The organism is Xenorhabdus doucetiae, assembly GCF_000968195.1.
GTDB lineage: Bacteria > Pseudomonadota > Gammaproteobacteria > Enterobacterales > Enterobacteriaceae > Xenorhabdus > Xenorhabdus doucetiae.
Map to the genome: position 1 here is coordinate 2,976,281 of NZ_FO704550.1, position 19,484 is coordinate 2,995,764.

Consider the following 19,484-nt stretch of genomic DNA (forward strand, 5'->3'; position numbering starts at 1 on the left):
TTATCTCTTATTAATATTTATACAATGCCGTCGATTATCAATCACTCATCAAGCTGATTGATACTGATTCGGTTATTGGCATCAAGGATAGCTGCCTTTGCCCGAATTTTCGCTTCAAGTTGATCAATCAAATTGTGATTGTCAAGGCGCTCTTTTTGACGAAGGCCATCTTCATAAAAGCCGCTTTTTGTTTTCGCCCCCGTTACGCCAAGCGTTGAAACTTCGGCTTCTCCTGGGCCATTCACAACACAACCAATGATAGAAACATCCATCGGTGTGATTAAATCTTCAAGACGCTGCTCAAGCGCATTCACTGTACCGATAACGTCAAATTCCTGGCGTGAACACGTTGGGCAGGCAATAAAATTAATGCCCCTTGAACGAATACGCAATGCTTTCAGAATATCAAAACCGACTTTAACTTCTTCCACCGGATCGGCAGCCAATGAAATACGCAGTGTATCGCCAATACCTTCTGACAATAAAATGCCAAGGCCAATTGAAGATTTCACTGCGCCGGCACGGGCACCGCCGGCTTCAGTAATCCCCAGATGTAGCGGTTGATTAATTTTTTGCGCCAGTAAGCGGTATGCTCCCACCGCCAAGAAAACGTCAGATGCCTTGACGCTCACCTTAAATTGGTCAAAGTTCAGGCGGTCAAGAATATCCACATGACGCATCGCCGATTCAACCAACGCCTCTGGTGTGGGTTCGCCATATTTTTCCTGTAGATCTTTTTCCAGCGATCCCCCATTGACCCCAATACGAATAGGAATGTTATGGTGGCGGGCACAATCCACCACCTGACGGATACGCTCTTCATTACCGATATTGCCGGGATTGATGCGCAGACAATCAACACCATATTCGGCGACTTTTAATGCAATGCGGTAATCGAAGTGAATATCGGCAACAAGGGGAACATTGACCTGCTGTTTGATGGATTTGAATGCTTCGGCTGCATCCATTGTTGGAACAGAAACCCGAACGATATCAACACCGACACGCTCCAGTGCCCGAATTTGATTGACTGTCGCCCCAACATCAGTTGTCCGTGTGTTAGTCATTGATTGCACTGCAATCGGAGCGCCATCCCCGACGGGTACTTTACCGACATAAATACGCGTAGATTGACGTCTTTTTATCGGTGATTCATTATGCATTTTTACATTACTCCCCTACATCCCTGTATTTTGTTTATAAAAATTACAACCATGCTGTGGTGAATAATTGCTGTGGTGAATAATTCCGCCAAAACAGTTAAAACGTTTATTTCAGTGTCAGTTTAGCGTTGATGCCTTTCTTGATAAAGACACTCAGATCCACAGGTTTGCCCTGAAACTGCACTTTGACTCTGGCAGGTGCACCAATATTCACTGAGTAAGGCAAGTTACCGACAAGCTTTAGGTTATCCCCTTTCTTTTTTATACCGCTGAACAGCAGCTTACCTTTGGCATCTTTAACTTCCAACCAGCATTCACCGCTGAAATCTACCACTAATTCATTGTTACCCATAGCGCTGATACTATTCACATCCGTCGATGACGGACTCACAACCGCTTGATTCGTCTCTGCACTAGCAGCCGCTGCATTTTCTGTTGTTGCAGGCACGTTGGAGGATTCTGGCGTATTGCTGTTGACTCCGGTGCCATTTACTGCGGGTGATGTTTGCTCTTGGGAAACACCGTCTTGGGCAGCCGCTGTGGATTGATTTTCTTTAATGGGCGCAGAGACATTATCCGCTCCGCTGGTTTCATCAGAACCGCTAGCCTGAGCATTCGGGGTATTTGATTGTGCGGCCATTGAAGACAGTTCGGTTTGTTGTACTTTATGGTTTTGCCACCACCACAGAACTGTCATTCCCAATAACACAATGATAACAGCCCATGTTATCTTCATTAACCAACCATCACGCTTCTTGCGTTTTTTCCCCGCTGAAAAACTTTGCATAGGAGACGTTTTTATCGCCTTGGAGGGGATTTGTTTATCCAAGGTGATTAAGATTTCAGATTCAGGCACTTGAACCAATTTTGCATAGGCCCGAATATATCCACGCAAGAAGGTCGGAGAGATATTTGACGGGATATTATCTTCTTCAATATCACGAACAGTGGACAGTTTAAGACACAAGCGATCTGCCACAGTTTGCTGAGAAAGCTCATGTTTTTCACGAGCCTGACGCAGGATCTGACCGGTTGTCAGATTGGCTTCTTCTGGATAAATTTCAGTCTTCATTAGCAAGGGACACTGGTACTGTTCTGGGTTAAAGAATTTACGCAAATTCAATGAATAGAACCTATCATTTAACTTGCGTAGCGAAATCATCTAATACTGCGTCGAACGCAGAAAATCATCTATCACAGTGATAATGACGGGTATTGCCTTCCCTATTTTCCTTGATCAATTGTTCAGCTTTTTCATACTGTTTTTGTTCACAAAGAAAAATAGCGTAGTGATGTACTACGGTATCATTTCTAGCCGCATACTGCATAGCCATTCTATAATGCTGACTGGCGGTTTCCGGCCGACCTGCATATTGTTCATGCAGTGCCATGCCGAGATGTGCCTCTGAATGATGAGGCTCCGCCAGCAAGATTTTTTGAAAATGATATTTGGCGGCCGGTAAATTCCGTTCCGCTAAATAAGCTTTCCCTAACTGCAATCGTGTCTCAATGGCAACAACCTGATGGGCGCGATGTGCTGTTCGTTCTGCACACCCCGTTAACAGGCCAAGACAAACTATAGACCAAATTATTGATTTCCGTATCATACCATTTTCATTTATAAGGATATGTTAAACTTCGCCAGATTTTTAGCCATTAATCAAGATTAAACCAAAAATTAGACTGTTTTTACCTGAATAGGTTCACCTGCCAGACGTTTTTTCAATGTCCGTTTTGTTCTGTCAATCACTTCACCGGCAAGCTGGCCACAGGCCGCATCGATATCATCGCCCCGCGTTTTACGCACGATGGTGGTAAAACCATATCCCATCAGAACCTTCGCAAAACGATCGATCCGGCTATTCGAGCTGCGTCCATAAGGTGCGCCGGGGAATGGGTTCCACGGGATCAGGTTGATTTTACTTGGGGTGTCTTTCAGGCATTCGGCCAATTGATGCGCCTGCTCAACGCTGTCATTGACATGATCAAGCATTACATACTCCACCGTAACACGCCCCTGATTCGCGTTGGATTTTGTCAGGTAGCGACGCACGCCTGCCAGAAACTCTTCAATATTGTACTTGCGGTTAATGGGCACAATTTCATCACGAATATCGTCAGTCGGTGCATGTAAGGAAATGGCCAGTGCAACATCGATCATATCACCCAGTTTATCCAGGGCAGGAACAACACCCGACGTTGACAAGGTCACACGACGTTTTGACAGGCCAAAGCCGAAGTCATCCATCATAATTTCCATGGCCGGTACGACATGGTTCAAATTGAGCAATGGCTCACCCATTCCCATCATGACCACGTTGGTAATCGGACGACGGCCGCTGGATTTCAGTGAACCGATAATTTTGGCGGCACGCCAGACCTGACCAATAATTTCCGAGACTCGCAGGTTACGGTTAAAACCCTGTTGAGCCGTAGAACAAAATTTACACTCTAAAGCACATCCCACCTGAGATGAAACACACAGTGTCGCGCGATCATCTTCTGGGATATAAACCGTTTCAACCTGTTGATCACCGACCGTAATCGCCCATTTGATGGTGCCATCAGAAGAGCGTTGCTCTTCGGCAACTTCCGGTGCCCTGATTTCAGCAACTTGTTGCAATTTCGCCCTGAGCACTTTGTTGATATCGGTCATCTGCTCAAAATCGTCATAGCAATAATGGTAAATCCATTTCATGACCTGATCGGCACGGAACGGTTTTTCGCCCATATCGACAAAAAATTGACGCATCTGTTTACGGTTAAGATCGAGCAGATTGATTTTACCGTTTTTCTTTTCAGGCGTGACAGAGACGGCGGAGGTTGAAGGTGGTACGGTTTCGTTAAGTTGGGACATTGTTACATCGCCTCGTTGTTACACTTTCGGCTCTATGCTGATCGGATGTCAGCACTAAGTTTTCATGCGGTGACTGCCAATTCAATGATCATTCTTTTTTAGCAAGACAGAATTCAAACCATATTAAATGAACATTGAAATAAAATAATAAACGCCCCGCTGAATCAAATCAGGGGGCGCATCATTGTACAAACTTTACTGTTTATATGCTACTTATACCCTATAAACTTCGAGTTGCGGTTCGCAAAACGAAAATCGCTTATTATCTCCCCCACAACGCGGGGAGATAATAAAAACATGTTGAAGTACAACGAGTATATGCAGCCAATAACCTTAAAAACGAGGGAAGATTTCCTCATCACTGAAAAAGTAAGCAATTTCACGGTTTGCTGATTCAATAGAGTCTGAACCGTGTACCGCATTTTCAGTAAAGCTGTCTGCATAGTCTGCACGCAGAGTGCCGGCCAGTGCATTATCAGGATTAGTCGCCCCCATCAGATCACGGTGACGTTGAACGGCATTTTCACCTTCCAGAACTTGTACCATAATCGGGCCAGAGGTCATAAAGGCCACCAGACCCTCAAAGAAGGGACGGCCTTGGTGTTCAGCATAAAAACCTTCTGCTTGTTCGCGAGTTAAATGCAGCATTTTAGCGGCAATAATTTTAAACCCGGCGCTTTCAAAGCGGGCATAAATAGAACCGATAACATCTTTTTTCACTGCATTGGGTTTAATAATGGAAAAAGTACGTTCAATTGTCATTAGGTAACCTCTTTGGCGCTGAAACTTTACCCTGTCTATGGCAGGGATAAAAATAGGCGTTGATTATAGGGGGAGAGTTTCGGCTTGCCTACAAAAAACATAACATTTTATTAAAGCTTTCTTAGCGAAAATTATCATTTTTTAGCATAAATCACATTTTCGCGCCGTTATTATAAAACCTTTTCTGTTACACACTGAATAAAAGGCTTAATTTCTTCAGCTCGTTCCTGACTGATATCCTAATCATCTTTGAATGCCAATATATCCCCCGGCTGGCATTCCAAATATTGACAAATCGCACTCAAGGTCGAAAATCGAATACCCTTAATTTTTCCGGTTTTCAGCAAAGAAAGGTTTTGTTCAGTAATACCAATGGCTTGTGCTAAATCTTTAGATTTCACTTTTCGTTTTGCCATCATCACATCCAGATTGATAAGAATTGCCACGTTATTTCCTTATATAATGCTCTGATTTTCATCGTATATATCACAGGCTTGATAAAGAATACGAGAAATGATCGTCAGGCACACTGAAATGAAAATAGCGACAAAATGACCGGTCGTTAAACTTAATGAGATAAAGCGTTCACCGGCGGGTGCCCCTATTGCTAACCATCCGGTTAATATTGGCTCACACAGAATGTCCAAAATACTCCATAAAATGATCCCCCAACCTGCATATTCCAGATATTTCACCGTCGGTTTGGAAAAATAATCTCCTATTCGATAATTGCCAAACAATCGATGAAATGCCCAGAAACTACCAGCCAACGATAATAATGGGATCGTCGATATCAATATTCCCCCGGTTAATTTCCATGCAGCCAACGTATCCCGGTCAAAATGAGAGGCTATTCTCTCTGTCAGGGAAAAACCTAATCCATATCTTCCCAAAATTAATTTGGGGTCCAGCCAACTAAAAATATTAATCGTCACCATAAGGACGATAATTAACAACGATAATTTGGACATCATCAGGCTGAGTGTCGTCATGCGAGTCAGTTTTTCCGAAGGCATCATGCTGTTGTCTCATTATCTAACATGATCGAATTATAGACGGATATTATCGTAAAACAATATTTTTTTAACCTAAAACATGAATAAAAACCGTAAATCAGTTCACCACAAAATTGATTAGACTAATTTGCCCACTCAAATCCAAGACACTCAACTGGTATTGACCCGATTGTGATAACGTCTTGTTCCAGGATTGGTTGTTTTCTGTCACAGCCACTTGTTCACCATTCAAAAACCACCATTGCTTACCACTGCCTCCTTGTGTTGTGAGACGCAAATCCAGATTCTTTTTCCCCGGAATACGTTTCAACACGTCTCCTTCCCGCACACCAATAATCAGTAATGGTGCTTCATCCATTTTCATGGGCGGGCACTGTTGATTAATGGGAGGAAGTCGATTTGCCCGACGCTCCTTAGCGGGTAACCAGGCTTCCAAAGTGATTGGCCACAGACTGATGGTTTCAGCGTGGGCGTCAGGACAATCCGGGGCAACACGCAAGCCATGCTTATCCACCCAGATCCGTTCGTTGATGCCTGAAATACCTTCCTGTTCCACCGCGGACAGTGTCGGCGGGATCGTATTGTCCAAAATCCAGCTCAAACGACGCTGCCGACAGTTATTATTGCCTTGGGGCAAACTGTCCTGAGGTAAAACAGTCCCCACCGGCCAACAAATGGTTGCCTGAGTCACACTGGCTGGTCGGGGATCAACAGGAATACGCATTGAGCTGTAACGCAGGTTTTCCATTAATAATCCGTTGATTTGATTCATGATGGGGATCGCCGTGGCATAGCCAAACTGACCCATAACCGGCGTGCCGTCCGGCCTGCCAACCCAAACACCGATGGTATAGCGCGCATTCAGGCCGATTGCCCACGCATCTCTATAGCCATAGCTGGTGCCGGTTTTCCATGCCAACGGAACACTGGCAGGTAAAATATCATCCGGCTGGGGACGCCCTTCACCCGCCATAATCCTTCTGACAATCCAGGCTGCCCCGGCAGAGAACAGTTGCCTGTCCCGTATTTTCTGTTGTGGTGTAAAGCGCAGTGGAGATACTTTTCCCTGACGGGCAAAGGCACTGTAAGCCGAGAGCAGTTCATCCATGCGGACAGCCGTTCCTCCCAAGATAAGGGATAAATTGGGTTCACTCCCCAATGGGAAACGCAGTTCCATTCCCACATTGCGTAAATTAGCCGTGAATCGTTTGGAACCATAGGCTTCAAGAAGCTGCACAGCGGGTAAATTCAGCGATCTGACCAAAGCATCACTCGCGCTCACCGGCCCGTTGAATCCACTGTCAAAATTACCCGGCCGATAATCATTAAAACGACGGGGAACATCTTGCAATAAAGACTCGGCGTGAATTAATCCATCATCCAACGCCATAGCATATAAAAAAGGTTTCAGTGTCGAGCCGGGGGAACGCCATGCACTGACCATATCCACATGCCCAAAACGGCTATCATCCTGAAAATCGGCAGAACCAATGTAGGCTTTGACCGACATATCGGTATGATCCACCACTAGTACGCCAATTGATGTTTTAGCCGCCAACTGATATTTCCAGTTACGCACCATCTCTTCTAACTGACGTTGCAACGCCGTATCAATCGTGGTTTTGATCACTTCCTGCTGATTTTCATTCGCCATTCGCCTCGCCAATAATGGCGCAAGATGAGGCACCTGACGCGGAGCCAGCCAGATGTTTTCTTCTTTGATGTCGGCTATTTTTTGCTCTGACCAAACATGATATTGCGCCAATCGCTGCAATACCTTGTCACGCGCTGCTTGTGCGCGTTCTGGGTAACGATCAGGCCGTAGCCGGCTGGGGGCTTGTGGCAAAACGGCCAATAATGCCGCTTCCCCGGATGAAAGTTCTGCCGGTGATGTCCCCAAATAGGCCCAGCTTGCCGCCCCAACACCCTGTAATGTCCCGCCAAATGGCGCACGATTCAGGTACATTGCCAAGATGTCATCTTTTGAATAGTGCCATTCCAGTTGCAGTGTTCGCCAAATTTGTTTGAATTTTCCGGTAAAGGTACGGGGATGTGGATCAATCAGCCGGGCAACCTGCATGGAAATCGTACTGCCTCCTGACACGATTTTTCCTGCGCGCAGATCTTGCCATGCTGCCCGCAACAGGGCGAGCGGGTTAATGCCCGGATGCTGATAAAACCAGCGATCTTCATAAGTCAGTAATGCCTGAAGATATTCGGGAGAAACTTGATCCAGTGTGACGGGATAACGCCAGATCCCCTCGCTGTCAGCAAAACGCCACAACGGTGAACCCTCCGCCCCCACCACGACACGTGCCATTTTGACGTTGTGTATTGGCAGCGGCCAGATTTTATCTGCCAACCACATTGCGGCGGGAAAAATGAATAACATGGTCAGAATCATCGCCAACATGAACCGATGATTGCGGAAAAACAATTTTCTCATTAAAACCGTATCCGAACTGAAACAGCCCCTGTCTTGCAAAATAGGGGCTGATGATAATTAAGCTGATCGTGATTAGCGGACAACTTCCAATCTTGAGTCAGTTTCCCCCACTGCCCGCCAGTCAGGGACATACATGGATTCAACCTGTGGTGCCGGTATTTGATAGACGCCGGGGGCAACCGCACGCGCCAAATACAGTAATGTCACTGATTGATAAGACGGTACAACCACAGCGGCAACAAAACGATCATCACGGTATTCGATATGACGGATATCCGCATTCTGCATTTTTTCAATCGAATCTTGCAAACCCGTCGCACTTTCATCCAGGCTGGCACTGCTGGCAGCCAGATTCTGGTTCTCTATCTCCAATCCGGCTGGCAGTAAATCAACGACCAACGCATCTGGCACCGATTGCGTTGCGCTGACCTCCAGTTTCACGACAACCATTTCACCGCTTCTCATCCGTTCGATATTGGCTGGATGACCTTCCAGATCAAGATAGGTACGCTTAATTTTCAGCACATTTGAGGAAGGGCTGGGCGTTTTCAGCGGATACCCGACGATATTCAAACGCGAATACAGTGTACTGTCACCACGGTTGCTGATCTCCACGCCTTTTGCAAGCTGGCTTGCCGTTAATCCCTCGGTCAGGGCACTGTTACGGTCAAGTGGCGGCATCTGCTGGTTAATCGCTGCTTTCCACGGTTGCTCAGTGGCACTGAGAAAGTAACGTCCGGCCAAATACAACGCATTACTTTCCTGTGTCGAGAAATAATCACGAGTGAGTAACTGATTGGACAAACTCAACAGCTTTTCGTCACGCTCTTTTTGCAACATATTGTGTTCTGTCAACAGGGCCACAATCAGTGCGTTATCACGGATAACACTGCCATAGTCACCCAATCCATAACCCGGCTGGCGAGGCTTATTCACGCCCAAGTGAACCGCTTCATTGCCACGGGGATTATCCCCCATCATTTTCAGTGCGATGCCCAATTGCACCAGAGACAAACCATTTTCCGCCTGTGCCCGACGTTCATAGAGCTGCCTTAATCCACTCAACGGCGCTTTTTGCTGACTCGCTAACACCAAACCGGCATAAGCCTGCACAGAAAATTGGGCCGCCGAATGGGCACCACTGTAGCGATCACTGATAATGGTTCTGTCCTGTAGGTAACGCAGCAAGCGGTTATTCGCCGCTTTTAGCCCATCAACGGGAACGCTGTACCCCTGCTGGCTGGCTCGGAACAGGAAATCCGTTGCATAAGCCGTCAGCCAGAACTCTTCATTGCCATTGCGATCCCACAACGAAAAGCTGCCATCATGGCGCTGCATGTTAAGCAGATGCATAATTCCCGCCTCAATGGCCTGCCTGCGCTTTTCATCACTTTGGGTATGAATACCCAATTTCTTCAATTCAGCTTCATTGGAATAGAGTGACGGGTAAAGCCCGCTCACTGTTTGCTCCAGACAACCGTAAGAATAAGCATACAATTCACGAATATAACGCGCGATTTGCAAGGGTGGCCTGCTGGTCAACAATAACTGCCCTTCCAGCGTGTCGGGTGCCAGACCTGAAATGGCGGATGGGGGTAGTTGCCAATGTTGCCCTTGATGGATCACGTCAGCAAATTGAATGGTTTTAGCGGGATGAGCCGGACGAACCCCTATTTTCCAGCTATTTTTATATTGCGTCTGTTTTTTCTCAGGCAGATTCAAACCATCAATGGTCAGGAAAAGTTCACCTTGCCCAAATCCATAGTCTGCTTTGACCGGAATTTGAACGATTGTACGTTTTCCTTTTTCCAGGATCAGTTTTTCGCTTGCCTTACCGCGTAATTGAATCAACCCCTCAGTCGCGAAATTTAAGGTCAGAACTTGGGGTTGCTCGGTTGCATTGGTGAGATCCAACGACAGTTGAGATTGATCGCCACCCGCCATAAAACGCGGCAATGACATTTGCGTAATCACCGGTGCTGCGACAATGATTTTACGCTCGCCGTGACCGAATTCATCATTGCTCCATGCCTGTGCCATCAAGCGGAGTTCCCCGTTGAAATCAGGAATAGGCAAGGTCACTTCGCCTTCACCATTGGCGTTCAAGGTCACGGGTTTAGCCTGTTCTGCGATAATGTTGACTTCCGTCAGTGGTTTTTTACCGCCTCGCTCCGGCGCACTGTCATCGCCATCTCCCCCAAAACGCAGATTTGCCTGACGCCCTTCGGCCTCAATCAGACGACCATAAACATCATATTGATCAACGCTATAACGTTTACGTCCAAAGAAAGCCTCATAGGGATCGGGGGTTTTAAAGCCGGTAATGCTTAACACGCCGGTATCCACCGCTGAAAGCAGAACATTAACGTGTTTTGGCAGTGATTGCCCTTGTTGGGAGGTAACTTTGAGTTTAACGGTGAGATCCTGATTGGGACGTATTTTATCAGGCGCATTTAAGGCTAAATTCAGCTTACGTCCTCCATCCATCAACGGCAGATGTAATACCCCGATTGCCCTCTTGGGGGTTGCCTGACGGGATTTGTCACCGGGGCGCACAACAACGGCAGTGAGATACAGATCATGGCGAACCCACGCCTGATTAATGGGAACGTCAACATCCAAACCTTTTTCCGGAACGTTTATTTCTTGCCACCACAATGGGCCATCACTCGATTCCACCAACAGATAACCTTGACCTGCTTGTGGTGCAGCCAAATGCACTTGCACTTTTTCGCCGGGTTTATAGGCGGGTTTATCCAGCGACAACTTAACCTGATCCGGGCGGACAGCCCCGGTGCCTCCGGTATTATCCTGCCATGAATACCCCGCCCAGAAATTCATGCTAGTCACGAGTTGATTTTGCGGGTTGACAACTTCAATGCGGTAAGCCCCCCAATCCACCGGGAAACTGATTTTAGCGGTGCCATTTTCGGCAATCTGGACAGGCTCATCGGCCATGACCAGATCTTTCTGGTTATAATCCGCATCCCAACCGTTACTGTCTGACCAACGCCAGTAATAATCGCGCCGTTCATATATCAGACGTGCCCTTAACTCTGGTGCCGCATACTTTTTACCACTGGCATCGGCATAGGCTATTTCAAATTCAGCCAGTGAGTTTTCATCCACGTTATAACGATTTTCCTCGCGATGGGTACGGTAATTATAAATAACCTTTTTATCAAACAGCGGACGTATACCGACCAGTTTCTTAGCCGGCCAGATGGCCTGTTCAGCACGGCGAGTTACCGGGCGTCCGCCGGATTCCAGCAAACTGGCCTGTACAATAACGGTGACCGGAGAGGCAATGGATTTCCAGTTATCACTGCTGACAGAAAGGTTCATCTTCCCTTCACTGTTTAAAGTATGATCGAATTCATCCAATGTCCGTTGCAAATCGCTCTCTTTTACCGAGCCAAATTCATATCCCGGTAATTTCGCCACGGCATTGCGGGCAGGACGCAGGAACAATTGTCCTTGCAAACGATTATCAGCCGCAGGGGCGCCATACAAGTAACGACCTGTTATGGCGAATTCAACATCTTCATTAGTCAATATGGGTTGATGATTAGCGTTTCCTTTGATCTCCAATGCCATTCTTTCCGGCATGAAATCTTCAACATTAAATTTGTAATATCGTGGTGTGTTATCGCCTAAATCCAATCGCAGTGACCACATCCCTGTTTCAGCATCGCGAGGAATGGGGTAACGATATTGATATAATCCGTTTTCCGCTTGCCAAACAAAACTATGGACAACCTGATTATCGGCTTTTAATACATCCACTTTGACGGGTTGTGATTTTAACGGGTGACCATCGGCATCACGCAGTAAACCATTAACGATCAAGGTTTCCCCTGGCCGATAAAGGTCTCTGGGGCCAAAGACAAAAAACTGTTTGCTATATCCTTGTGGCCCACCAATATCAAATTCAGAGAGATCTAATGCCGGTGAGGTCAAATCAATCATGCTGGTATGCCCATCCAGCGTCGCCAGCAATAATTTAGCCTTGTTACTTTTTTCCAGAGAAGCATGCCCTTCGCTGTCGGTCGTTGCTTTTGCCTCAAGCTGGCCTTTCGCGTCCAATATACGGATCTCAACACCTTTGAGACTCGCGCCTTGCTGCAAAGATTGGCTAAAGACATCGATCCTGTTCAGATAACTGTGTACGGATACACCAATATCGCTTAATGTGAACAGGGTAATCGGATTACTATAGGTATATTTTCCCGCCTGCCGCATGATGGCCAGATAAACGCCATTTTTTTGCAGTTCTTTGATATGACTTAAGGGCAGTAGGATTTTTTCACGGGTATTGGCGGCAGGGTTGAGGTCAAAACGCCCGGTATAGATTAACTCCGCGTCTTGCAGTAACCTTTGGGACTCCCAATTATCCATGTTACTGCTGTATTGCCAATTGGCGATAAAGTCAGGCAATGCTTCATCTTTAATGCGGAAAAAATTGACATCGACACGATCAACATTGAGAGCCAGAACAGGTAACCCTTCTGCTATCTTGCTGGGTAACAATAATCCTTTGCTGGCAAAACCCACGGTGGGTGTAATCGACGCGGTCTTAACGCTTTTCTCAAAAGCCTTCGCCAATCGGCGTCCATTGATACCTTCAATGCCTTCGTCAACCGTCAACTGTAATTCACGGGAAGGCGGCAAATGACGTAATCTGAGTTCCATCTGATTATTGGAAAGCTCCCAGGCACCATCCAGTTTTCCCGATTTCACATCAACCAAGTGCATCTTTTGCGAAAAATTTTGGTCAGGCGCCAGAGGAACAGAAAACGTCACCACCATGGCACTGGCACCATCCAATTGCAGCTCAGAAGCATCTAAGATAGTGACCTCTTTACCTGCATAGCGTTTACCTGAGTAATCTGGTGCGGATTGCGTCACTCCCGTTGGTTTAACCGCAGATTCCCTATTGGATTCCGCCGGTTGGGAGCCCACATCTTTATTTGTTGATTGAGCCAATGAAGAAGGTGGTTTGTCTTTCTCAGGGCTTTCAGACTGATCACATCCAGAGAGTGCAAAGAGTGAAAGTAATATAGCGAACACCACGACCAGATATTGCTTTCTCTGTGCCACCCATTGCCACAATTGTCGTTGATACATAACCATAATCCTTATAAATTTACCGGATATACCGAATATTATTTTTGGATGTTTATTATGGTACTTCCTATTTCGCCTCACCAAAGCACAGAAAAAATAGCTAAATTCCCGACAAAAGAGAAATACGACTGATATCTATACCCGATGTTTTTGTCAATTTTCGATGCTCATCGCAATATCCGTTTGGCCGATGTCATCAAATTACATGAGTCAACCCGTTATTGATTAACAACAGGAATGGTATTACGCAACCAACTGCCTAATTTACGCTGATAAAAAGGTTGAGTATGCTGCATCAAGTAATGGCTAATCCCGCCTTCTTTTTCATCAAGCAGGCAAAAATCGACAGATTCCTCTTCATCAAGATACTCGCAAGCCAGCTCACCGGCTTCTTGAATCAAGACATCAATCTCGCTGTCTGTCAGTGTCACACTGAATTCCAATCCAATCAGATAATTCGGTTTTTCATCCACACTTTTGTCATGCGCCATCACTAAAAAAGCGCGCCGAACAGGTTTATGCTGTTTGAATAAATTAATCAGGGATTCAATAAGTTGAATCGGTAATTCTTCTGGCTGGCTCAGCGTAATACGGCTTCCACTCGGAACATCTATTTCGCTCACGATAGATCCATTTGATAAACTCATGCAAATCTCCGGATAATGCGGTTTAAATAAATATGGCTTTGATTGAAAGTAAAATCAGTGAAAAATTCAACAATAGTTTCTTATCACAATAGCTCCCGATAATAAGAGGAGCTATTAAGAAAGGGTTTTTAATTTATTTCGCCGATTCGATTATTTTGCTCTTGTCAGCAATAAATTGGCAATCGTGCGGACACCATATCCCGTTGCTCCCGCCGCCCATTGTTCTACGGAGGATTTGCGGTAAGTGGCTGAACAATCGATATGTACCCAACCTTTTTTGTAATTTTTGACAAAGTGGGACAAGAAAGCAGCGGCGGTACTGGCTCCTGCCGAGTGTGCCGGTGACGCAATGTTGTTCAGATCAGCAAAGTTGGATGGCAATTGGCTACGGTGGAATTCAGCCAGCGGTAAGCGCCAGAACAATTCATTTTCATGATCGGCCGCCGCCAGTAAGTCAGAAACCAGTTGATCATCAAAGCCTAATACTGAGTGGTAATCATTGCCGACTGCGGTTTTCGCGGCACCGGTCAAGGTGGCAGCATCAATAATCAGTGGTGCTTTTTCCGCACTGGCATCAATCAAACCATCCGCCAGCACCAGACGCCCTTCTGCATCGGTGTTCATCACTTCAACGGTTTTGCCGTTACGATAGCGAATAATATCGCCCAATTTGAACGCATTACCACTCACCATATTATCTGCAATACTCAAAAACAGTTTTACACGCTGTTTTAAACCCCGGCTGATTGCCAGAGCCAGCGCGCCGGTTAAGGTCGCAGAGCCGCCCATATCGGATTTCATGGAATCCATAAAATTAGACGGTTTGAGGCTGTAGCCACCGGAATCGAAGGTAATGCCTTTCCCCACTAGGCAGGCAAAAACCGGCGCTTTAGCCTCTTTGGTTGGATTGTAATCTAATGCCAAAAACACCGGATCACGGGAAGAGCCGCGACCAACGGTATATATCCCGGCATATCTCTGTTCACGCAAATCATTTCCTTTGATAATGCGATAACTCACAGCATCACCCGCGACATCACTCAGTAAATCAATCGCTCTCTGGGCAAGCTGTTCTGGTCCCAAATCCTCTGCCGGCAGGTTGATGGTATCACGCACCCAATCAATGAATTTGATCCGTCTTTCCAGTTCTTGTTTTTCCGCCGCAGGGAGCCGTGGCCATTCGATGGTGCGCAATCCTTTGGGGGAACGGAAGCCCAGCCAAAATGACCAACTTTTTTCCAGATCCCAACCCTCACCCGCTAAGGTAACATTGCGAATGCCTTGTCCTTCAATTTTACGTCCGGCGCGCTGGATAGCACCCAACTTCCCTGTGCTTTCCAGATGAATGGTGATCCCCTGCTCACTTGAACTGATTAGTGCTTTTTCACCCCAGCAAGCGTTAGCTGGCTCATAAGACAGTGTTATGGGCATAATTTGCTTTGTCATTTTCTCTCACTTCTTATCGGTTCTCGGTGTCATATCGCTTACTGTTTCACAGTAAGGGCGTATAAAAAAACTGGCGATTGCCAGTTTTCCACTAAATACAGCCTATGCCAAGTTATTGAGCAAGAATCGGTGAGTTTGCGCGATTTTTTGGTTTAGGCAAATTTCACCCTAATTCATCTATTCATACTCATCCAGCCACACCAGCAAAATAGCTTCCAAGATTTTTTCGTTGGATTTCTGTGGATCGTCATCAAAATCATCCAGCGCACAAATCCACTCATGCAGGTCGGTGAAACGCACGGTTTTTGGATCGATATCAGGAAATTTATCATACAGCGCTTCGCCAATATCACGACTGTCAGACCATTTCATTTTTCATTCTCCTGTCAGTGTTCACGCGCATGGTTAATGGTGTATTTAGGGATTTCAACGACTAAATCCTCATCGGCAACTTTGGCCTGACAGCTCAGGCGGCTTTCAGGCTCCAGCCCCCAGGCTTTATCCAACATGTCATCTTCCAGTTCACTGCTTTCTTCCAGTGAGTCAAAGCCCTCTCTGACGATGCAGTGACAGGTGGTACACGCACAGGATTTCTCACAAGCATGTTCAATTTCAATGCCGTGACGTAATGCAACATCCAGAATGGATTCGCCTTCCTTTGCATCCAATACGGCACCTTCAGGGCAAAGTTCGTTATGAGGTAAAAATACAATTTTTGGCATAATTAAATTTCATCCACAGAATGACCCGCCAAAGCCCGGCGGATTGATGTGTCCATACGGCGTGCTGCAAATTCCTGCGTTTGTTTGTCCAATTGCTTAATGGCACTTTCAATCGCATCAGGGGAGGTTCCCTGCGCACTTTCAATTAATACTTGTGCGGCGGCATCAATAGCAGCCTGCTCTTCTTGGCTCAGTAAATCGGCATCTTTTTCCAATGCGCTGGTTAAACTTTCCAGCACTCTGGCGGCTTCGACTTTCTGTTCAGCCAATTTTCGTGCCTGAATGTCTTCCTGCGCATTGGTCATGGAGTCTTTGAGCATATGGGCAATTTCTTGATCCGACAAACCATAGGAAGGTTTCACCTGAATAGCGGCTTCAACACCCGTGGATTTCTCCAGTGCACTGACGCTCAACAGGCCATCCGCATCGACCTGAAAGGTCACGCGAATATGTGCTCCACCCGCCGGTAATGGCGGAATACCGCGCAGTGTGAAACGCGCCAGTGAACGGCAATCATTGACCAATTCCCGCTCGCCTTGCACCACATGAATGCTCATCGCACTCTGACCATCTTTGAATGTGGTGAATTCTTGCGCTTTCGCCACCGGAATGGTGGTATTGCGTGGAATGACTTTTTCAACCAGCCCACCCATGGTTTCCAGACCTAGTGACAGTGGGATCACATCCAGTAACAGCATTTCGCTGTCCGGTTTGTTGCCCACCAGAATATCCGCCTGAATCGCCGCGCCAACAGCAACAACTTTGTCTGGATCGATAGACGTTAATGGCTCACGGGCAAAGAATTCGCCCACTTTGCTGCGCACCAACGGCACTCGCGTTGAACCGCCAACCATGACGACCTGCAAGACCTCATCCACCGTAACACCCGCATCTTTCAGCGCCCGACGGCAGGAGAGTAATGTGCGTTTGACCAAAGGGGTGATCAATGCGTTAAGGTCGGTGCGGGTCATACTGCCCTGCCAGCCGGCAATCTTGATGTCTGCTCGCTCAGCGTCACTCAAGGCAATTTTGGCTTGAGTCGCCACATCCAGCAATTGGCGCTGCAATCCGTGGTCGTTGTCGCTGATCCCAGCCTGCTCACGTATCCAATTTGCCAGCAGCAAATCAAAATCGTCGCCACCGAGAGCGGTATCTCCGCCCGTTGCCAGCACTTCAAACACCCCGCGGCTAAGGCGGAGAATGGAAACATCGAATGTTCCGCCCCCCAGATCGTAAACGGCGATCACGCCTTCCTGACCGGAATCGAGGCCATAGGCGATGGCGGCCGCAGTAGGTTCATTCAACAGGCGAAGAACATGCAAACCCGCTAACCGGGCAGCATCTTTGGTTCCCTGACGTTGGGCATCATCAAAATAAGCAGGGACGGTGATCACCACACCATCCAGTTTACCCTCCAGGGTTTCTTCTGCCCGTTGCGCCAACGATTTCAAGATGTCAGAAGAAACCTGAATAGGATCGACCAAACCGGCCGCGGTATTGATCAATGGCAAACCATTTTCACTGGCCTGAAGCTGGTATGGCAGGTTGGGATAACGTTGTTGAATGTCAGCCAAAGAGCGTCCCATCATTCGCTTGACGGAACTGATCGTATTAACGGGATCAGAAGCAGCCTGTTGGCGCGCCTGCCAACCGACTTGGATGCCCTCTTTGCGGTACTGCACAACCGAAGGCAGCAAGTGGCGGTTATCGCTGTCTGCTAATGTTTCCGCCTGACCGCTACGGACGGTCGCCACCAAAGAGTGAGTTGTACCAAGATCAATCCCCGCAGCCAGCCGACGTTGGTGTGGCGCGGCAGATAAACCCGGTTCGCTGATCTGTAATAAAGCCATGTGTGCCCCTATAAATCGATATCAGCCGAAAGTTATTCAACTGAAACTCATTCCGCTAAAAGTCAGTGAAAAGTCTGCTAAAAATCATCCAACAACCGCTCTTCCAGTTGTTCAACCTGCTGTTGCAATTTATCCAGAAAGCGTAATTTACGGACGGTATCGGCTGCCATTGACCACTCAGCAGCATTGATTTGCTGTTCCATCTGCTCACTGCGCGTTTTAATCATTTTAGTTAAGCGGGATGAAAAACCGTTCAACGCTGTTTCTGGATCGACACTATGTTCAATCGCATCAAGCTCTTCGCGCAATTCCAACTGTTGCATCAGGAAAACCGTATCCTGCATCGTGTGCTGTTCGTTGGATAGATCAAACCCGTGCTGAGACAGCATATATTCCGCGCGTTTCAGGGGATGTTTTAGCGTCTGGTAACCATCATTGATGGTCGCCGCTTGTTGGAGTGCCAGCGTTTTTTCACGTTCTGGCTGGTTGGCAAAACGATCAGGATGAAACTGGCGTTGCAATTCCTGATAACGGGTCACCAACTGTTCGCGATCAATCGCATAACGTGCAGGCAGCCCAAATAAAGTAAAATAGTCCATAAGTTACTCTTAGTTTCGCAAAATGCGGGGTCAAAAAATGGGGTTAAACGTGGAAACTTTCCCCACAGCCGCATTCGCTGGAAACATTGGGATTGTTGAATTTAAAGCCTTCATTCAGACCTTCTTTAACAAAATCCAACTCAGTACCATCAAGGTAAAGGATGCTTTTACCGTCAACGATAACTTTCACGCCCTTATCTTCAAAAACCTGATCTTCTTCGTTTATTGCGTCAGCAAATTCAAGTACATATGCCATACCAGAGCAGCCGGATGTTTTCACCCCCAAGCGCAACCCGACACCTTTTCCTCGATTGGCAAGAAAGGCAGAAATACGTTGGGCTGCACTTTCTGTCACGGAAATTGACATACAACACCTCATGTTAAAACTAGTAAAGGTGGATATTGCAACAATATCCACCAAAAAGAAAATACCTTGCAAAAATAGTTACTTGGCTTGGCGTTTGTTCTTGTAATCAGCAATAGCCGCTTTGATAGCATCTTCGGCCAAAATAGAACAGTGGATTTTCACCGGCGGCAATTCTAACTCTTCAGCAATCTGGGTGTTTTTAATTCCCTCAGCCTGTTCCAGCGATTTGCCTTTCATCCATTCGGTGACCAATGAACTGGATGCAATTGCCGAGCCGCAGCCATAGGTTTTGAAACGTGCGTCTTCGATGATACCTTCATCGTTGACTTTGATTTGCAACCGCATGACGTCACCACAAGCAGGTGCCCCTACCATGCCACTTCCCACGGATGGATCTTCGCTGTCGAATGAACCAACATTACGTGGGTTTTCATAGTGATCAATTACTTTGTCGCTGTAAGCCATATCGTTACTCCTGAAAC

Annotated in this window: 17 protein-coding genes; all 17 read right to left on the minus strand. The window is 46.8% G+C overall.

Annotation, left to right across the window (positions count from 1 at the left end; all coding sequences use genetic code 11):
• Positions 1-41: 41 nt before the first annotated feature.
• Positions 42-1,163 (minus strand): flavodoxin-dependent (E)-4-hydroxy-3-methylbut-2-enyl-diphosphate synthase, encoded by a 1,122-nt coding sequence (gene ispG / locus XDD1_RS12820; protein WP_045971712.1) that lies wholly within the window; start codon positions 1,161-1,163, stop codon positions 42-44.
• Positions 1,164-1,269: 106 nt separating this feature from the next.
• Positions 1,270-2,235: a cytoskeleton protein RodZ gene (gene rodZ, locus XDD1_RS12825; RefSeq protein WP_045971714.1), complete on the minus strand. Its 966-nt coding sequence runs from the start codon at positions 2,233-2,235 to the stop codon at positions 1,270-1,272.
• Positions 2,236-2,350: 115 nt separating this feature from the next.
• Complete coding sequence (locus tag XDD1_RS12830) at positions 2,351-2,770, minus strand: tetratricopeptide repeat protein (protein WP_045971716.1); 420 nt, start codon at positions 2,768-2,770, stop codon at positions 2,351-2,353.
• A gap of 71 nt (positions 2,771-2,841) precedes the next feature.
• Positions 2,842-4,020 (minus strand): bifunctional tRNA (adenosine(37)-C2)-methyltransferase TrmG/ribosomal RNA large subunit methyltransferase RlmN, encoded by a 1,179-nt coding sequence (locus XDD1_RS12835; protein ID WP_045971719.1) that lies wholly within the window; start codon positions 4,018-4,020, stop codon positions 2,842-2,844.
• A gap of 333 nt (positions 4,021-4,353) precedes the next feature.
• Positions 4,354-4,782 carry a nucleoside-diphosphate kinase gene (gene ndk / locus XDD1_RS12840; protein WP_045971721.1) on the minus strand — a complete coding sequence of 143 codons (429 nt, stop codon included), beginning with the start codon at positions 4,780-4,782 and terminating at the stop codon, positions 4,354-4,356.
• Positions 4,783-5,021: 239 nt separating this feature from the next.
• Positions 5,022-5,228, minus strand: a complete 207-nt coding sequence (locus XDD1_RS12845; protein WP_045971723.1) for a helix-turn-helix domain-containing protein — start codon at positions 5,226-5,228, stop codon at positions 5,022-5,024.
• A 9-nt stretch (positions 5,229-5,237) separates the two neighbouring features.
• On the minus strand, positions 5,238-5,801 hold the full coding sequence (locus XDD1_RS12850; protein ID WP_052705707.1) for a DUF2975 domain-containing protein: 564 nt from the start codon (positions 5,799-5,801) through the stop codon (positions 5,238-5,240).
• Between the two features lie 94 nt (positions 5,802-5,895).
• Complete coding sequence (pbpC, locus tag XDD1_RS12855; protein WP_045971725.1) at positions 5,896-8,244, minus strand: peptidoglycan glycosyltransferase PbpC; 2,349 nt, start codon at positions 8,242-8,244, stop codon at positions 5,896-5,898.
• Positions 8,245-8,316: 72 nt separating this feature from the next.
• On the minus strand, positions 8,317-13,371 hold the full coding sequence (locus tag XDD1_RS12860; RefSeq protein WP_045971726.1) for an alpha-2-macroglobulin family protein: 5,055 nt from the start codon (positions 13,369-13,371) through the stop codon (positions 8,317-8,319).
• Positions 13,372-13,589: 218 nt separating this feature from the next.
• The gene (locus XDD1_RS12865; RefSeq protein WP_045971727.1) at positions 13,590-14,018 is read right to left on the minus strand and encodes an enhanced serine sensitivity protein SseB C-terminal domain-containing protein; all 429 of its coding nucleotides are present in this window, start codon (positions 14,016-14,018) and stop codon (positions 13,590-13,592) included.
• A gap of 150 nt (positions 14,019-14,168) precedes the next feature.
• Positions 14,169-15,464, minus strand: coding sequence for an aminopeptidase PepB (gene pepB / locus XDD1_RS12870; protein WP_045971732.1), 1,296 nt, complete (start codon positions 15,462-15,464; stop codon positions 14,169-14,171).
• 177 nt (positions 15,465-15,641) lie between these two features.
• Positions 15,642-15,836, minus strand: a complete 195-nt coding sequence (gene iscX, locus XDD1_RS12875; RefSeq protein ID WP_045971734.1) for a Fe-S cluster assembly protein IscX — start codon at positions 15,834-15,836, stop codon at positions 15,642-15,644.
• A 14-nt stretch (positions 15,837-15,850) separates the two neighbouring features.
• Complete coding sequence (fdx, locus tag XDD1_RS12880; protein ID WP_045971736.1) at positions 15,851-16,186, minus strand: ISC system 2Fe-2S type ferredoxin; 336 nt, start codon at positions 16,184-16,186, stop codon at positions 15,851-15,853.
• 2 nt (positions 16,187-16,188) lie between these two features.
• Positions 16,189-18,036: a Fe-S protein assembly chaperone HscA gene (gene hscA / locus XDD1_RS12885; RefSeq protein ID WP_045971738.1), complete on the minus strand. Its 1,848-nt coding sequence runs from the start codon at positions 18,034-18,036 to the stop codon at positions 16,189-16,191.
• A 77-nt stretch (positions 18,037-18,113) separates the two neighbouring features.
• Positions 18,114-18,635, minus strand: a complete 522-nt coding sequence (hscB, locus tag XDD1_RS12890; protein WP_045971741.1) for a co-chaperone HscB — start codon at positions 18,633-18,635, stop codon at positions 18,114-18,116.
• Positions 18,636-18,678: 43 nt separating this feature from the next.
• Complete coding sequence (iscA, locus tag XDD1_RS12895; RefSeq protein ID WP_045971746.1) at positions 18,679-19,002, minus strand: iron-sulfur cluster assembly protein IscA; 324 nt, start codon at positions 19,000-19,002, stop codon at positions 18,679-18,681.
• 78 nt (positions 19,003-19,080) lie between these two features.
• Positions 19,081-19,467, minus strand: coding sequence for a Fe-S cluster assembly scaffold IscU (gene iscU / locus XDD1_RS12900; RefSeq protein ID WP_045971748.1), 387 nt, complete (start codon positions 19,465-19,467; stop codon positions 19,081-19,083).
• Positions 19,468-19,484 lie beyond the last annotated feature (17 nt).

What these genes read in the sequence shown, in the direction of transcription:
- XDD1_RS12835 (WP_045971719.1), bottom strand. Translation starts at nt 4,020, where the DNA reads ATGTCCCAACTTAACGAAACCGTACCACCTTCAACCTCCGCCGTCTCT.
- iscX (WP_045971734.1), bottom strand. Translation starts at nt 15,836, where the DNA reads ATGAAATGGTCTGACAGTCGTGATATTGGCGAAGCGCTGTATGATAAA.
- XDD1_RS12830 (WP_045971716.1), bottom strand. Translation starts at nt 2,770, where the DNA reads ATGATACGGAAATCAATAATTTGGTCTATAGTTTGTCTTGGCCTGTTA.
- ispG (WP_045971712.1), bottom strand. Translation starts at nt 1,163, where the DNA reads ATGCATAATGAATCACCGATAAAAAGACGTCAATCTACGCGTATTTAT.
- iscU (WP_045971748.1), bottom strand. Translation starts at nt 19,467, where the DNA reads ATGGCTTACAGCGACAAAGTAATTGATCACTATGAAAACCCACGTAAT.
- rodZ (WP_045971714.1), bottom strand. Translation starts at nt 2,235, where the DNA reads ATGAAGACTGAAATTTATCCAGAAGAAGCCAATCTGACAACCGGTCAG.
- XDD1_RS12860 (WP_045971726.1), bottom strand. Translation starts at nt 13,371, where the DNA reads ATGTATCAACGACAATTGTGGCAATGGGTGGCACAGAGAAAGCAATAT.
- pbpC (WP_045971725.1), bottom strand. Translation starts at nt 8,244, where the DNA reads ATGAGAAAATTGTTTTTCCGCAATCATCGGTTCATGTTGGCGATGATT.
- fdx (WP_045971736.1), bottom strand. Translation starts at nt 16,186, where the DNA reads ATGCCAAAAATTGTATTTTTACCTCATAACGAACTTTGCCCTGAAGGT.
- pepB (WP_045971732.1), bottom strand. Translation starts at nt 15,464, where the DNA reads ATGACAAAGCAAATTATGCCCATAACACTGTCTTATGAGCCAGCTAAC.
- XDD1_RS12865 (WP_045971727.1), bottom strand. Translation starts at nt 14,018, where the DNA reads ATGAGTTTATCAAATGGATCTATCGTGAGCGAAATAGATGTTCCGAGT.
- hscB (WP_045971741.1), bottom strand. Translation starts at nt 18,635, where the DNA reads ATGGACTATTTTACTTTATTTGGGCTGCCTGCACGTTATGCGATTGAT.
- hscA (WP_045971738.1), bottom strand. Translation starts at nt 18,036, where the DNA reads ATGGCTTTATTACAGATCAGCGAACCGGGTTTATCTGCCGCGCCACAC.
- ndk (WP_045971721.1), bottom strand. Translation starts at nt 4,782, where the DNA reads ATGACAATTGAACGTACTTTTTCCATTATTAAACCCAATGCAGTGAAA.
- iscA (WP_045971746.1), bottom strand. Translation starts at nt 19,002, where the DNA reads ATGTCAATTTCCGTGACAGAAAGTGCAGCCCAACGTATTTCTGCCTTT.
- XDD1_RS12850 (WP_052705707.1), bottom strand. Translation starts at nt 5,801, where the DNA reads ATGATGCCTTCGGAAAAACTGACTCGCATGACGACACTCAGCCTGATG.